Source organism: Pseudoduganella albidiflava (assembly GCF_004322755.1).
GTDB classification, from domain to species: domain Bacteria; phylum Pseudomonadota; class Gammaproteobacteria; order Burkholderiales; family Burkholderiaceae_D; genus Rugamonas; species Rugamonas albidiflava.
In genome coordinates this window covers 5,886,189-5,900,546 of sequence record NZ_CP036401.1, presented here as the reverse complement: position 1 = coordinate 5,900,546, position 14,358 = coordinate 5,886,189, and the positions used below count along the sequence as shown (strand labels likewise).

Sequence of the window (14,358 nt, the reverse complement as noted above, 5' to 3'; positions counted from 1 at the left end):
GGCAGGTCAGGGCGGTGCCATGTCCACGGCAATCATGTTGTCGTCCGGCTTCCGGTCGATCAGCTTGTTGTCGGGGTCGATGCCGGCGCGGGCCGGCCGGCCCGAGACCACCAGCGTGACCGTGCTTTCGCGGCGGTCGACCAGCCGGCGTTCGCGCAGCAGCGGCTTGCCATCCTTGTCGTCGATGCCGATATCGATCATGTCGGCCAGCAGCGCATCCTTCTCGGCGCCCAGGCCGTCCGTGCGCAGCTTCGCCGCATGGACCGTCAGGCGCACGTCATAGCGGCCATCCTTGCGGCGCTGCGCGGTGGCCGCCAGCGCGCGGTTGTCGTACAGGACGATGGCATTGAACAGGTCGTCGATCAGGTAGGCCTGCGCGGGCGGTACCACGGCGCGCAGGCCGTCCACCAGCGCCGTCACGCTGGGGTAGGGATCGCCCCGGTAGGCATACTGCCCGAGCAGGCCGCGCAGCACCGTGTTCACGCGCTCCTCGCCGATCACGTCCTGCAACTGGTACATCGCCAGGCTGCCCTTGCGGTAGTGGATATAGTCCTGGTCCTCGTTGTCCGCCAGCGGCAATTCCCGCTTGTTCTCCATCGCCCGGCCATACAGGTACATGTCCAGGTCGTGGCGCAGGAAGCGGCGCATGCCGCCGGGGCCGAACGTGCGCTTCATGACCATCAGCGCGGAGTATTCGGCCAGCGTTTCGGACAGCACCGTGCCGCCGCGCGTATTGCCAGCCACGAGCTGCTGGCCCCACCACTGGTGGGCCAGTTCGTGCGCCGTCACGTAGTACGGATAGTCGATGTCCTTCGGATCGTCCTCGTCCACCTCGGCAATGAAGCCCATGCCTTCCGAGAACGGGATCGAGTTCGGATACGGCTGCGCGTGCGACTGGTAGCGGGGGAATTCGACGATGCGCAGGATCTTGTGCTGGTAGGGGCCGAAGCTGCGCGTGTAATAGTCGAGCGCATCCTTCGCGCCCTTGGTCATCCGGTCCAGGTTGGCTTCGTGCCCGGGGTGGTAGTAGATCTCGATGCCCACGTCCTGCCACCAGTCGTGCTTGACCACGTAGCGGGCCGACTGGAACGCATAGAAATTCAGGATCGGCTTGTCCATCCGGTAGTGGAACCAGCGCCGGCCATCCTTCATCCATTCCTTTTCCAGCGTGCCCGGCGCGATCGCCGTCTGGTCGGCATCCGTGCCGACCACGGCATCGAAGGTGACCCAGTCGGCGTCGCTGCCCAGCATGTTGCTGGCCAGGCCCTTGGGATCATCGCGCGGCAGCGCGCGGTCCTGGGCCGGCAGCCCGTGCCGCTTGCGGTCGCGCGGATCGGCCAGCTCTCGGTCGCGCTGGTAGCCGATATGCGGCAGGATCGTGTTGTTGAAGAAGGTGCCGTTGGCCACCACGGGCGTATCCTTGCCGAGGCCGAAGAAGCCATGCGGCGCATACGACATCTCGAAGTCCAGCGCCAGCGTGGCGCCCGGCGCCAGCGGTTGCGCCAGCGTATAGCGGTGGAAGCCCAGTTCCCGGTCGGCCAGCGTGACCCGGCTGGCGGTGCCGAACGCCAGCGGACGCAGGTCGGCCTGCGGGTCGGTGCTCACATAGATCGTGGCCAGTGGCGTGCTGCCGCGGTTGGCCAGCAGGTAGCGGCCCTTGACCAGCAGCCGCCGTTCGGCCGGCATGATTTCCACGCGCAGCTTGACGTCGGTGATGCGCGGCTGCGCCATGCCGGCGTTGGCCTTGTATTTGCGCTCGTAGTCGGCCCGGTCGGCATCGCGCCGGAACTGCGACTGGAATCCGTTGGCCACGTTCAGGTTGTAGTACACGATCGCACCCGCCGCCGTCATCACGGCCAGGCCGATACCGAAGCCGGCCAGCACCGGCATGGTCAGCGCGCGGCGCGCCAGTTGCAGGCGGGTGCGCCATTCGTCGTTCGCGCCGCGTGGCCAGAACACGCGCGTGGCCACCGCCAGCATCAGTGCCGCGCCGCTCCAGTACAGCGCATACCAGTGCTCGCGCGCCAGGTAATGGCCGAAACCGTTCATGTCCGAGTAGCGCATCGGCGGCGTCCACGCATACAGCACCATCGGGTGGTCGAAGCCCGCCGTGGTCATCGCGATCGTGGCCACGTAGTACATCACCATCACGAAGTACGCCACGTACTTGTGGCCGATCAGCACCTGCATCGCCACGGCCAGCACGGCCAGCAGCGCATACAGGGGCAGCTGCACCGCGTAGAGCGTGTGCAGGTACTGCACCGGTTCCAGGTGGGAGTAGCCGCGGAACACCTGCACCGCCATGCCGCATGCCATCACCAGCAACAGCAGCAGCGCCTGCAGCGCCACCAGCGCAAGCAGCTTCGACACCATCGGCAGCCAGCCCGGCACCGGCAGCGCGTCGAGCATCAGCGCCATGCGGTGTTCGCGTTCCCGCCATACCATCTCGCCCGCATAGAACGTGGTCACCACCAGCATGATGAGCGCGAACGATTTCGACATCGATTCGAGCACCATGTACGTGACGGGATAGGTCGCGGTGCCCCACATCGGCCCCATTTTCAGGGCGCTGGCGAACATCAGCAGCACGCCGGCCAGCACCAGCACGGCGAAGTACACGTTCTTCACCGTTTCGCGCAGGTTCATCCAGCTGAACTGGGCCAGCAGCAGCGCCAGGCTGCGCGACTTGAAGTCGGGTGTCTCGGTGGTGCGGGCCGCGGTGGTGGTGATCCGCAGCGGCACGTCGCCTTCGCCGCGCGCGGCGGCGTGGCTGTCGACGGTGCTGACGAAATGGAAGCGCCAGTAACCGAGCAGCAGCGCCACCAGCGCGAACGACGACCAGATCGCGCGGTTCAGCAGGTACACGCCTTCCGGCAGCACCAGCCGCGTGCTGCGTTCGGCGACCGGCCAGTATTCGGTAAGGCGCAGCAGGGCTGCGGTGCCGAACGGATCGATCAGCGCGGCCAGCATCTTGTAGTCGAGGTCACGGGCCAGGCCGGGCGCCACGATATAGCCGATCAGCATCACCACGCTGCTGATGTACACCGGCAGCATGCGCCGCGTCAGCGCGGCCAGCACATAGAAGATGGCGCCGAAGATGAACAGGTTCGGCAGCAGGATCAGTACGTAGGGCAGCAGGTAGGCCTCGGGCACGAAGGGACCGAGCCGCTCCGGATCCATGCCCGGCAGCCAGGTTCCCAGCAGGATGCCCAGCAGGATGCTGGAAAAGATCACCACCAGCACCAGCCAGGCGCCGGCGAAGCGGCCGAACATGTACTGGTACTTCCTGATCGGCGCCGAGAAGAAGAAGTGGTGCATGTCGTATTCGAAATCCTGCTGCACCGAGCGGCCCATCACGGCGGCCACCACGATCACGCCCAGGCAGCCCAGGGCGCTGGTGGTCAGCATGATCGAGCGCGGGCCGTTGACCAGCACCTTGCCGCCGAACGTCACGGTGAAGTCCTTGAACACGCCGCCGGCGCCGGCCATCCACAGCATCGCCAGCGCCAGGAACATCAGGAAGTACACCCATGTCGACAGCAGCCGGAGGCGCTGCTTCGCTTCGAAAAGCGCGATGTGCAGCATGGCGCCCTTTCAGTCGCACGCGTCGGCCGCGTGGCGGCCGGCGATCGTGGCGAAGTACACGTCTTCCAGGTCGCCGATGGCTTCCTCGAAGCCATCGCCCGGGTCGTCGTCGCTGTAGGCGTGGATCAGCGTGCGGCCGGACAGCAGCCGGGTGGAGATGATCGTGTGGCGCTGCTGGAAGTAGGCCAGCTCGCGCTTGTCGATGAAGCGCGCCCAGATCTTGCAGCTGATATCGTCGACCAGCTGCTGCGTGGCGCCGGTAAGCAGCAGCTGGCCCTTGTTGATGATCGCCATGTTCGAGCACAGGTCGGCCACGTCGCTGACGATGTGCGTCGACAGGATCACGGTGCGCTCGTCGCCGATATCGGACAGCAGGTTGTGGAAGCGCACCCGTTCTTGCGGATCGAGACCGGCGGTCGGCTCGTCGACGATGATCAGCCTGGGGTCGCCCAGCAGGGCCTGGGCAATGCCGAAGCGCTGCCGCATGCCGCCGGAAAAGGTGCCCAGTTTCTGGTTGCGCACATCGAACAGGTTGGTCTGCTGCAGCAGGCCGTCGACCACTTCGCGCCGGCGCGCACGATGCGACAGGCCCTTCAGCACGGCGAAGTGGTCCAGCAGCTCGTAGGCGGTCACTTTCGGATACAGGCCGAAATCCTGCGGCAGGTAGCCGAGCACACGGCGCACTGCATCCTTTTCATCGAGCACGTCGAGGTCGCCGAAGAACACGGAGCCGGTATCGCATTCCTGCAGCGTGGCGAGGATGCGCATCAGCGTCGACTTGCCGGCGCCGTTCGGGCCCAGCAGGCCAAACATGCCGGCGGGGATGTCCAGCGTGATGTTATCCAGCGCAACCACGCCATTGGCGTAGGTCTTCGACAGGTTGCGGATGCGTAGTTCCATGCTTACTCCTGGGTTGATGCGGCGCAGCATGGAGCCGTCGCTGCCATCCGTTCCTTTAACGGCATTGTATTGAATCGTCGACATAAGGGTTGCCGCCTTGCGACAGCCCGCGCAATCCGGGCGCCAGAGTGCACAAACACGGGGCTGGCGGGCCGGGCACGGTGCACGCCGCATCGGCACCGCACCGGGAGGGCCGTGCCTGACCCGCATCCGACCCGCATGTGCCCCGCCTGTGTTCGTCTACTGTCGAGCTGAAAGGTGGCCAAGGGTAGCAAGCGTTACCGTTGGTGACAAGGCGGAAAAACGTTCCAGCACAGGAAGGGCTTGCGATATAGTTGCGCCATGAGCCACGAGAACAGCAAACTCGATAGCGCCCTGCAGGAGCAGATCCTGACGGTCACGCGCTGCGGCCTCTCCGCCGGAGAAGCCACTGATTTCTTTCGCCTGGCGCTTGGCCTGTGCTACCTGGCGACCTTGATGACGAAGGAAACGCTGGATTTCAAGAAGCTGGACAAGGCCTTCAACCGCTTCATCTACCGTTCGATCGGCCCCGGCCACAGCATCACCAGCATCCTGCAATGGATGAGCGGGGAGGGCGTGGTCGCCGTGCTCGATTCGAAGCGCTTTACGCGCGCGTTCGGCGAATACCTGCCGCACGTGCCGGTGGAATCGATCCCGTTTCTGCTGGGCCTGAACCTGGGCGTGGCCAAGGATTTTTCCGGGCTCGACGTGCGAGGCCCGGTGGCCGACTGGATCGAGCGCCAGCGCATCATGCGAGAAGGCGCATAACGCCTTCGAGCGGGCATCGTCTCCCCGGCGCGGCTGGGACGATTTGTCCGCCCGCCGTGCGGCATGCGCGGCGGGGCGGCCCTTATAATCGTGGTTGTCCGAACAAGATGGATCGCATGCCATGAGCTCCAAATTCCATTTCCATACTCCCCTCGACCGCTTCATCTGCAGCGCCGACAAGGCGCTGCGCGTCTTGTCCGGCGTGTCGTCCGCCTCCCGTCCGACGCCGGCGGCACACGTGGACGATACCGAACTGAGCGAGGATGAAAGCCGCCACAGCGCCGGCCTGATCCGCGTCGACCACGTGGGCGAGGTGATGGCGCAGGCGCTCTACAACTCGCAGGCCCGCTTCGCCAAGAGCGACACGCTGCGCGAACACTTCGAGCACGCCAGCCGCGAAGAGGAAGACCACCTGGCCTGGACGGCGCAGCGGCTGAAGGAACTCAATTCGCATGTCAGCGTGCTGGCCCCGCTGTTCTATGCCGGTGCGTACGCGCTCGGCACCGTGGCGGCCAAGATGGGCGATCCGCACAGCCTGGGCTTCGTGGTCGAGACCGAGCGGCAGGTCGAGAAGCACCTCGAGCGCCACCTGGAAAGCCTGCCGGAAAATGACAGGAAATCCCGCGCCATCGTGGACCAGATGCGCATCGACGAGATCGCGCACGGCAAGGCGGCCCAGGATGCCGGCGCGGCGCAGACGCCGCTGCCGGTGCGCGTGGCGATGACGGCGATGTCGAAGCTGATGACCGGTACCGCGTACTACGTCTGATTCTTTACGTCCGATTCTTCACGTTTGACCCGGCCTTGGGGCGTGGCACGGACTTGCCGCCCGCTAACATGCGCCGTTCGCCGCGCCCGCCATCGTATAGTGTGGTCAAAATGATCACGGAGAAACATCATGAAGTGGGAAGGCAACCGGGAAAGCGATAACGTGGAAGACCGCCGCGGCGATGGCGGCGGCGGTGGCGGTGGCGGAGGATTCAGCTTTGGCGGCGGCTCGCTGTCGATCGGCGGCGTGGTCATCGCGCTGATCCTGTCCTTTGTCTTCGGCATCAATCCGCTCACCCTGCTGGGCGGCATGGAAGGCGGCGCGCCGCCGCAGCAGCAGCAGGCCACCGGGCCGAAGGCGACCGCCAACGACACCGAAACCCGCTTCATGAAGACGGTGCTGGCCGATACCGAGGATACCTGGGGCGCGCTGTTCAGCGCCCAGGGCGCGCAGTACCAGCCGCCCACGCTGGTGCTGTTCACCGGCCGCACCTCCACCGCCTGCGGCACCGGCCAGTCGTCCACCGGGCCGTTCTACTGCCCGGCCGACCGCAAGGTGTACATCGATCTCGCCTTCTACCGCCTGATGAAGGAGCGCTTCCACGTCTCTGGCGAATTCGCGCAGGCGTACGTGATCGCGCATGAGGTGGGACACCACGTGCAGCACCTGCTGGGCGTGTCGGACCAGGTGCACCAGGCACAGCAGAGCGCCAGCGAGACGGAAGGCAACGCGCTGTCCGTGCGGCTGGAACTGCAGGCCGACTGCTTTGCCGGCGTGTGGGCCTTCCATGCGAACCGCTCGCGGCAGATCCTCGAGCAGGGCGACGTGGAAGCGGCGCTGTCGGCCGCCACCGCCATCGGCGACGATGCCCTGCAGCGCCAGGCCCAGGGCTACGTGGTGCCCGATTCCTTCACGCACGGCACCTCGGCGCAGCGCACGCGCTGGTTCCGCACCGGGCTGGAATCCGGCGACGTGGCGCAGTGCGATACCTTCAAGGCGCGGCAGCTGTAAGGCTGCTCAGGTTCGGAGCACGCCAGCTGTAGCGCCGCTCAGGCGCCGGCGCGCCAGTTCAAGGGACGCTCAGGCTTCGACGATCTCGAACGTATGCGTGATCTCGGCCGTCTTGGCCAGCATGATGCTGGCCGAGCAGTACTTGTCGTGAGACAGGTTGACGGCGCGTTCCACCGCTTCCGGCTTCAGGTCCTTGCCGGTGACGACGAAGTGGAAGTTGATCTTCGTGAAGACCTTCGGATCGGTATCGGCACGCTCGGCCTGCAGCGTGACATTGCAGCCCCGCACGTCGGCGCGGCCCCGTTTCAGGATCAGCACCACGTCGTAGGCAGTGCAGCCGCCGGTGCCCAGCAAGACCATTTCCATCGGCCTCGGCGCCAGGTTGTGGCCGCCGCCTTCCGGCGCGCCATCCATCACGACCATGTGGCCCGACCCCGTCTGGGCGCGAAAACTCATGCCCGACGGGCCGTTCCAGCTGACTTTGACTTCCATTTCGATCTCCGGATAACTCTGACAATATTGACGTGCGATTGTAAATCAGCCCGGCCGCGGCTGCCGGAGACGCCTTCGCCGGCGGCTTTCGCTGCCCGCTTTTGCCAACCCTACACGCCCATCATGTAGCGCTCGCTCTTCATCCGCCAGTTGGTGAAGGCAACGCACGCCAGCGCCGCCAGCAGGCTGCTGCCGAACGTCAGCAGGAACGGCAGCGGGCCCACCGCCTGGCCCTTGGCCAGTTCGCGCAGCAGCGTCTGGTGCGCCAGCAGCGGTACCAGGTACATCCACAGTTGCGTGGCCAGGTCCAGCATCGGCACCACGATCACCGGCACCATGGGGATGATCATGGCGAAGCTGGCCGTGGTTTGCGCTTCCTTGAACGTTTTCGCATTGATCGCCAGCGCGATCTCCAGCGCGGCGGCGAACAGCGGCAGCGACACCGAGACCAGGCACACCAGCACGAGGTCGCCCCAGGTCAGGCGCCACGACATGCCGATCTCCTCCAGCGGCAGCCATTTCAGCACGCCGTGCGCCATGCACAGTTCCACCACCAGGCCGACCAGCGCCACGGCGGAAGCGGCGAACCACTTCCCTGCCACCAGGTCGATCGTGCGGGCCGGCTGCGCCAGCAGCACTTCCATGGAGCGCCGCTCGCGTTCGCCGGCGGTACTGTCGACGGCGGGGCTGAGGGCGAAGAAGAAGGCGGGGATGAAGAACATGCCGAGCATCGTGCCGATCACGGAAGCCGAGCGCGAGGCGCTGGTGCCCGTGTCGTAGCGCTGCACCTGGATCGGAACCAGCGTGGCCGGCGATACCCCGTGCGCCAGCAGCCGCGCGCCGGCGATCGTGTTGCCGTAGGCGCGCAGCACATCCTCGATATCGCGCACCCTGCGGCCATTGTCGGTGGCCGAGTCGTGCCACAGTTCCAGCCGTGCCGGGCGCATGTCGTGGTAATCGCTGGCGTAGGCAGGCGACAGCCGCAGTACCGCGGCAGCCTTTTGCCCGCGCAGCAGGCTGGTGATCTGTTCTTCGGACAGCGGATCCGCTTCGGTGATGTTGACGTTGCGTTGCTTGAGCTGCGCCATCAGCGTGGGGGCCTGCCCCGCGCCGATCACGGTCAGCTCGATGCCTTCCTTGTCCGACGCCGTGGCGCGGTTGATCTGCTGGTTCAGGATGCCGCCCACCATCAGCGGATACATCAGCACGAACACCAGCAGCAGCGACAGCGCGCGCCGGTCGCGCAGCGTTTCGCGCAGCTCCTTCAGGAATACCACGATGAACAGGGGCCTGGTACGCGGCTTCATGCGGAAATCCCCTCGTCGGTGCCGACCAGCTTGACGAAGGCGTCTTCCAGGCTGGCGATGCCGGTGCGTTCGCACAGCGACTGCGGCGAGCCCTGCGCCACCGTGGCGCCGCGCGCGATCACGATCACGTCGTCGCAGGAATTGGTCACTTCCTGCATCACGTGGGTGGCCATGATCACGCAGCAGCCGTCGGCCCGCAGCGCCGCCAGCGCGCGCCGCAGCGCACGGGTGCTCATCACGTCCAGGCCGCGGCTCGGCTCGTCGAGCAGCAGGTTGCGCGGGCGGTGCAGCAGCGTGCGCGCCAGGGCAACCTTGATGCGCTGGCCCTGCGAAAAGCCCTTTGCGCGGCGCTCAAGGATATCTTCCAGCGACAGCAGCGCCGTCACCTCGTCGATGCGGCTGTCGATGGCGCGGCGGTCCATGCCGTTCAGTTCGCCGAAGTAGCGCAGGTACTCGCGCGTCGACAGCTTGTCGTACAGCCCGAACTGGTCGGTCAGGAAACCGATGCTTCGCCGGGCCGCCAGCGGATCAGTGCCGGGATCGATGCCGTCGATGCGGATCGTGCCGCCGTCGCGCCCGAGCAGGCCGACGAGCAGGCGCAGCAGGGTGGTCTTGCCGGCCCCATTGGGGCCCAGCAGGGCGGTCACCTGGCCATCGCGCGCGGTGAAGGTGGCACCGGCCAGGGCTTGCACCTTGCCGAAATGCTTGCTGACGTCGTGGACTTCTATCATCGCTTGTCTGCCATTGATCCGTGATTGATCCGTTCAGGGTTGCGGGCCGGCGCTGTTCAGCTGGAACGTGGGGGCGGGGATCTCGTCCAGGCACTGCGCGGCCACGCGCTGGTGCGGCGCATCCAGGAATTCGCGCATCAGCCGCGGCACGCAGCCGAGCGGCGAAACGATGTGGCCACCGTTTTTCACCACCAGGTGCTGGGCCGCCTTCATCAGCCTGGCCGCCGCTTCCGCGCGGCGTGGCGGCGTCACCGGATCCTGCGCGCCGGACAGCAGCAGCGCCGGTGCGTCGATCCGGGCCGGCGCGCCATGGACGACGGGCTGGACGTTGAGGACCGGGCACAGCGCGGCCAGCTGCGTGACCTGCGGCGTGCCGAGGAACGAGCCGCGCGCATCCTCGGCCACCAGTTGCGGCGTCAGCCGCGGGAAGTCCTCGGCGCACACCACGGCCAGGTACAGCGGGCCGGCCATCGCTCCATCGGTGACGAAGTCGCTGTCGCGGTTGCTCTGGGCGACGAACGGTTCCCAGCGGTCCCGGAACGCGCTGTGGATCAGGAACGGCAGCGTGTGCGCGTCGGCCTGCGAATACAGCGCGCGGTGCACGGTGGCGGTGAAGCGGCGCAGGCTCATCGTCACGGTGCGCGGCGCGGCCGTGCGCGGGTCGGCCATTGCTATCCTGACCGAGGCCTGGCCCAGGCGGGCCGCCAGCGCGGCGAATTCGGCGCGCAGCGCGGGAAACGCGCGGGCGCATGCCGCGTCCCGTTCGCACTGGCGGAAGGTGGTTTCCAGGGCGGCCTGGGCATCGCGCCCGCCAGCCGGAATCACCTGGTCCGGCGCGGCCACGCCATCGAGCACCAGGGTGCGCACGTTCGCCGGGAACAGGCGGGCGTAGTGCTGCGCCAGGCGGGTACCGTACGAACCGCCCCACAGGTTGACCTGCCCGTAGCCCAGCGCCAGCCGCACCCGTTCGATGTCGCGCGCCGCCGCATCCGTGGTGTAGCTGCCGTAGGGGGCGCCCAGCGATTCGATGCAGCGCCGGGCGTCCGCATCGAGCTGTTCTTCCGTCATGCTGTCGATCTCGGCCGGTGGCTTGCAATCGAGCTTGCCCGACAGGCCGGTGCCGCGCTGGTCGATCAGCACGATGTCGCGCGTGGCGCGCACGCGGCGCATCGCCATTTGCACCACCGGCAGGATATCGCTGCCGGCCTGGCCGGGGCCGCCGGCCAGCACGAACAGCGGGTCGCCGCGCGCCGCTTCGCGGAAGGCCGGGGCCACCGTGGCGTGGATCGCGATGGTCTTGCCGGGTTTGCCATAGTCGAGTGGGACCCGCACCGTCACGCAGCGCAGCGCTTCCTCGGCACCGGGCAGGTGGCACGTGCGGCCGGCCTGCGGTGCCGGCGCGGGTGTCGGCGCGGCCAGGGCCAGCTGTGCGGCGAACAGCAGGGTTGGAACAAGGGTGGATCGCACTGCGGGGCCCTCTCGACAATATCGGTGGGCAATACTAGCGCGGGTTTTGCACGATTAGCAACAGTCGGCCGGCCGGCCCGGGGAAGACTTCGCAGCGCTTGACCCGGCTGCGCGAGGCGCGCTATAATCGCCGGCTTTCCGTTCGCTCAGGAAAAGTCATAAGAAGGATGCGTCCGCTGTCGGCTGCTGTATCGAACCTGATACCGCGTCGCTGTGCGGAACCACCGATTTGAGCGTTTATTTTTATCTTCATTAGGAAGTCAAACATGAAAACTTTTTCCGCTAAGGGCCATGAAGTCCAGCGCGACTGGTTCGTGATTGACGCGACGGACAAAGTCCTCGGCCGTGTTGCCAGCGAAGTGGCACGCCGACTGCGCGGCAAGCACAAGCCAGAATTTACCCCTCACGTCGACACCGGTGATTTCATCGTCGTCATCAACGCAGGCAAGCTGCGCGTGACCGGCACCAAGGCCACCGAGAAGACGTACTACCGTCACTCCGGCTACCCGGGCGGTATCTACGAAACGAACTTCCTGAAAATGCAACAGCGTTTCCCGGGCCGCGCCCTGGAAAAGGCCGTCAAGGGCATGCTGCCGAAGGGCCCGCTGGGCTATGCAATGATCAAGAAGCTGAAAGTGTACGCCGAAGGTTCGCACCCGCACGCTGCCCAGCAACCCAAAGCACTCGAATTCTAAGGAACTGACATGATCGGTAACTACAACTACGGCACCGGCCGTCGCAAGAGTGCAGTGGCTCGCGTGTTCATCAAGGTCGGCACCGGCCAGATCATCGTGAACGGCAAGCCTGCTTCCGAGTACTTCTCCCGCGAAACCGGCCTGATGGTGATCCGTCAGCCGCTGGAACTGACCGGCAACGTCGAGCGTTTCGACATCAAGGTCAACGTGCATGGCGGCGGCGAGTCCGGCCAGGCAGGTGCAGTGCGCCACGGCATTACCCGCGCGCTGATCGACTACGACGCAGGCCTGAAGGGCGATCTGGCACGTGCCGGCTTCGTTACCCGTGACGCCCGTGAAGTCGAGCGTAAGAAAGTCGGCCTGCGTAAAGCACGTCGCGCAAAGCAGTTCTCGAAGCGTTAATCGGTTTCCGATTCGCGTTTCCTGTCCTGCCGCCGCCCGGTTCGCCGGGCCGGCAATCGAGAAAGCCGCTGGTTTCCAGCGGCTTTTTTGCTTTTCCGGCACGGGTAAGACGCCTGTCACCACAGGCTGATAAAATTCGCTCTCACTCATTCATCTTTTGCAAGGAACAAGAACATGATCAAAGTTGGCATCGTCGGCGGCACCGGCTACACCGGCGTGGAACTGCTGCGATTGTTGGCAGTCCATCCCGAAGTGCAGCTGACGGCAATCACGTCGCGCAAGGAAGATGGCCTGCCCGTGGCCGACATGTATCCGTCGCTGCGCGGCCGCGTGAACCTGGCGTTTTCCGCGCCGGACAAGGTGGACCTGACGCAATGCGACGTCGTGTTCTTCGCCACCCCGCACGGCGTGGCGATGGCGCAGGCACCGGAATTGCTGGCCAAGGGCGTCAAGGTGATCGACCTGGCGGCCGATTTCCGCATCAAGGACCGCGCCGTGTTCGAGAAGACGTACAAGATCGACCACACCGCGCCGGAACTGCTGGAACAGGCCGTGTATGGCCTCGTCGAGCTGAACCGTGAAGAGATCAAGGGAGCGAACCTGATCGCCAACCCGGGCTGCTATCCGAACACGATGCAGATCGGCTTCGCGCCGCTGCTCAAGGCCGGGGTGATCGACGCGGGCAACCTGATCGCCGACTGCAAGTCGGGCGTATCGGGTGCCGGCCGCAAGGCCGAGATCGGCATCCTGTTCTCCGAATCGAGCGACAATTTCAAGGCTTACGGCGTAGCCGGCCACCGCCATACGCCTGAAACCACCGCCCAGCTGCAGCGCCTGACCAGCGACAAGGTGGCGCTGGTGTTCACGCCGCACCTGGTGCCGATGATCCGCGGCATGCATTCCACGCTGTACGGCAAGCTGACGAAGGATATCTCCAACGACGAGCTGCAGAAGCTGTTCGAGGATGCCTACGCCGGCGAACAGTTCATCGACGTGATGCCGTTCGGCTCGCACCCGGAAACCCGCACCACCAAGGGCTCGAACATGCTGCGCCTGGCGGTGCACCGTCCGGACAATGGCAACACCGTCATCGTGCTGGTGGTGCAGGACAACCTGGTGAAAGGCGCTTCCGGCCAGGCCGTGCAGTGCATGAACCTGATGTTCGGCCTGGAAGAAAGCCTGGGCCTGAACACGATCGCACTGCTGCCTTGACGTTCTGCCATTGAACTGGTGTATTCATGCCTCATATCCTCAGGGAAATGGGGCGTGCCGCAGCAGGGGCGCGCGCAAAGGTCTATAATGACCGCAATGATTTCTAGTGGGAGTTTCCAATGAATGCAGTAGCCGAAGCACAAGACGTGATCCCGGCACCGATCGTCTTTTCCGACAGCGCGGCCGACAAAGTGGCCCAGCTGATCGAGGAAGAAGGCAATCCCGACCTGAAACTGCGCGTGTTCGTGCAGGGCGGCGGCTGTTCCGGTTTCCAGTACGGTTTCACGTTCGATGAAATCGTCAACGAAGACGACACCACCATGGTCAAGAACGGCGTGCAGCTGCTGATCGACTCGATGAGCTACCAGTACCTCATCGGCGCCGAGATCGACTACAAGGATGACCTGGAAGGTGCCCAGTTCGTGATCAAGAACCCGAACGCCCAGTCGACCTGCGGCTGCGGTTCTTCGTTCTCGGTGTAAGCTTTTTCAGCCTGAACAAAAAAGGCGGTCAGCGCGAGCTGGCCGCCTTTTTTTCGTTCAGGGTCCGGGCCCGCGGCCTTGCCGGGGATCAGACAGCCGCCGCAAGGCGGGCATTCGCCGCCAGGCGCTGTTCGAGGCGGTCCCACAGGCGGTCGTGGTAGGGCAGCGCGATCACGTTCAGGATCGGCTCCAGCACGGCCGCAACGCCGCCGAAAGCCGCCGAGCCGGTGGCCCAGAACATCACGCCGAAGGCGACCGCCATGTGGAATAGCGTCTGGCTCAGTTTTTCAGCTGCCAGCATGGCCGTCGCGTGGTAGCGGGAGCGTGCCCTCAGGCGGCGCCAGAAGCCTTCGTGCATCGGCAGGAACGCCACGTTGATGACCGGCTCGAGGATCGCCGCGAGGCCGCCGAAGGCCGCCGAACCCGTCATCACATACATCAGCGTGAACGCGATGGCCATGTGGGTGGTGACCTGGCTGAGTTTTTTCGCTGCGATGATCATGGCTGCCTCTGCAA

Annotated in this window: 14 protein-coding genes; 7 read left to right on the top strand and 7 right to left on the bottom strand. The window is 65.5% G+C overall.

Annotated features, from left to right (window positions below; translation table 11 throughout):
- Positions 1-6: 6 nt before the first annotated feature.
- Complete coding sequence (locus EYF70_RS24535) at positions 7-3,585, bottom strand: ABC transporter permease/M1 family aminopeptidase (protein WP_131147740.1); 3,579 nt, start codon at positions 3,583-3,585, stop codon at positions 7-9.
- A gap of 9 nt (positions 3,586-3,594) precedes the next feature.
- Positions 3,595-4,485, bottom strand: a complete 891-nt coding sequence (locus EYF70_RS24530; RefSeq protein WP_131147739.1) for an ABC transporter ATP-binding protein — start codon at positions 4,483-4,485, stop codon at positions 3,595-3,597.
- A gap of 342 nt (positions 4,486-4,827) precedes the next feature.
- Between EYF70_RS24530 and EYF70_RS24525 the strand changes: the two genes are divergently transcribed.
- The 3 genes from EYF70_RS24525 (at position 4,828) to ypfJ (ending at position 7,054) form a co-directional block, all read left to right on the top strand.
- Positions 4,828-5,274 (top strand): hypothetical protein, encoded by a 447-nt coding sequence (locus tag EYF70_RS24525; RefSeq protein ID WP_131147738.1) that lies wholly within the window; start codon positions 4,828-4,830, stop codon positions 5,272-5,274.
- Between the two features lie 121 nt (positions 5,275-5,395).
- Complete coding sequence (coq7, locus tag EYF70_RS24520; RefSeq protein WP_131147737.1) at positions 5,396-6,043, top strand: 2-polyprenyl-3-methyl-6-methoxy-1,4-benzoquinone monooxygenase; 648 nt, start codon at positions 5,396-5,398, stop codon at positions 6,041-6,043.
- Between the two features lie 129 nt (positions 6,044-6,172).
- Positions 6,173-7,054: a KPN_02809 family neutral zinc metallopeptidase gene (gene ypfJ, locus EYF70_RS24515; RefSeq protein WP_131147736.1), complete on the top strand. Its 882-nt coding sequence runs from the start codon at positions 6,173-6,175 to the stop codon at positions 7,052-7,054.
- 69 nt (positions 7,055-7,123) lie between these two features.
- On the opposite strand, the gene EYF70_RS24510 is transcribed toward ypfJ, so the two are convergent.
- The 4 genes from EYF70_RS24510 to EYF70_RS24495 form a co-directional block, all read right to left on the bottom strand.
- Positions 7,124-7,546, bottom strand: a complete 423-nt coding sequence (locus EYF70_RS24510) for an OsmC family protein (RefSeq protein ID WP_131147735.1) — start codon at positions 7,544-7,546, stop codon at positions 7,124-7,126.
- 110 nt (positions 7,547-7,656) lie between these two features.
- A complete protein-coding gene (locus EYF70_RS24505) occupies positions 7,657-8,853 on the bottom strand; it encodes an ABC transporter permease (protein ID WP_131147734.1) in 1,197 nt (398 codons plus the stop codon).
- Positions 8,850-9,584, bottom strand: a complete 735-nt coding sequence (locus EYF70_RS24500; protein WP_131147733.1) for an ABC transporter ATP-binding protein — start codon at positions 9,582-9,584, stop codon at positions 8,850-8,852. Before EYF70_RS24500 ends, EYF70_RS24505 begins: the two co-directional genes overlap by 4 nt.
- A gap of 33 nt (positions 9,585-9,617) precedes the next feature.
- A complete protein-coding gene (locus EYF70_RS24495; protein WP_229420539.1) occupies positions 9,618-11,051 on the bottom strand; it encodes an alpha/beta fold hydrolase in 1,434 nt (477 codons plus the stop codon).
- A gap of 266 nt (positions 11,052-11,317) precedes the next feature.
- Between EYF70_RS24495 and rplM the strand changes: the two genes are divergently transcribed.
- The 4 genes from rplM (at position 11,318) to erpA (ending at position 13,842) form a co-directional block, all read left to right on the top strand.
- The gene (rplM, locus tag EYF70_RS24490) at positions 11,318-11,746 is read left to right on the top strand and encodes a 50S ribosomal protein L13 (RefSeq protein ID WP_107140762.1); all 429 of its coding nucleotides are present in this window, start codon (positions 11,318-11,320) and stop codon (positions 11,744-11,746) included.
- A 9-nt stretch (positions 11,747-11,755) separates the two neighbouring features.
- Positions 11,756-12,148, top strand: a complete 393-nt coding sequence (gene rpsI / locus EYF70_RS24485; RefSeq protein WP_107140763.1) for a 30S ribosomal protein S9 — start codon at positions 11,756-11,758, stop codon at positions 12,146-12,148.
- Positions 12,149-12,322: 174 nt separating this feature from the next.
- Positions 12,323-13,360: an N-acetyl-gamma-glutamyl-phosphate reductase gene (argC, locus tag EYF70_RS24480; RefSeq protein WP_131147732.1), complete on the top strand. Its 1,038-nt coding sequence runs from the start codon at positions 12,323-12,325 to the stop codon at positions 13,358-13,360.
- Between the two features lie 119 nt (positions 13,361-13,479).
- Positions 13,480-13,842, top strand: coding sequence for an iron-sulfur cluster insertion protein ErpA (erpA, locus tag EYF70_RS24475; protein WP_130186193.1), 363 nt, complete (start codon positions 13,480-13,482; stop codon positions 13,840-13,842).
- Between the two features lie 88 nt (positions 13,843-13,930).
- On the opposite strand, the gene EYF70_RS24470 is transcribed toward erpA, so the two are convergent.
- Positions 13,931-14,344: a DUF2061 domain-containing protein gene (locus tag EYF70_RS24470; RefSeq protein ID WP_131147731.1), complete on the bottom strand. Its 414-nt coding sequence runs from the start codon at positions 14,342-14,344 to the stop codon at positions 13,931-13,933.
- Positions 14,345-14,358 lie beyond the last annotated feature (14 nt).

Bases quoted from the DNA above. Each gene is read 5' to 3' on its own strand.
- EYF70_RS24535 (WP_131147740.1), bottom strand. From the start codon at position 3,585: ATGCTGCACATCGCGCTTTTCGAAGCGAAGCAGCGCCTCCGGCTGCTG.
- EYF70_RS24530 (WP_131147739.1), bottom strand. From the start codon at position 4,485: ATGGAACTACGCATCCGCAACCTGTCGAAGACCTACGCCAATGGCGTG.
- EYF70_RS24525 (WP_131147738.1), top strand. From the start codon at position 4,828: ATGAGCCACGAGAACAGCAAACTCGATAGCGCCCTGCAGGAGCAGATC.
- coq7 (WP_131147737.1), top strand. From the start codon at position 5,396: ATGAGCTCCAAATTCCATTTCCATACTCCCCTCGACCGCTTCATCTGC.
- ypfJ (WP_131147736.1), top strand. From the start codon at position 6,173: ATGAAGTGGGAAGGCAACCGGGAAAGCGATAACGTGGAAGACCGCCGC.
- EYF70_RS24510 (WP_131147735.1), bottom strand. From the start codon at position 7,546: ATGGAAGTCAAAGTCAGCTGGAACGGCCCGTCGGGCATGAGTTTTCGC.
- EYF70_RS24505 (WP_131147734.1), bottom strand. From the start codon at position 8,853: ATGAAGCCGCGTACCAGGCCCCTGTTCATCGTGGTATTCCTGAAGGAG.
- EYF70_RS24500 (WP_131147733.1), bottom strand. From the start codon at position 9,584: ATGATAGAAGTCCACGACGTCAGCAAGCATTTCGGCAAGGTGCAAGCC.
- rplM (WP_107140762.1), top strand. From the start codon at position 11,318: ATGAAAACTTTTTCCGCTAAGGGCCATGAAGTCCAGCGCGACTGGTTC.
- rpsI (WP_107140763.1), top strand. From the start codon at position 11,756: ATGATCGGTAACTACAACTACGGCACCGGCCGTCGCAAGAGTGCAGTG.
- argC (WP_131147732.1), top strand. From the start codon at position 12,323: ATGATCAAAGTTGGCATCGTCGGCGGCACCGGCTACACCGGCGTGGAA.
- erpA (WP_130186193.1), top strand. From the start codon at position 13,480: ATGAATGCAGTAGCCGAAGCACAAGACGTGATCCCGGCACCGATCGTC.
- EYF70_RS24470 (WP_131147731.1), bottom strand. From the start codon at position 14,344: ATGATCATCGCAGCGAAAAAACTCAGCCAGGTCACCACCCACATGGCC.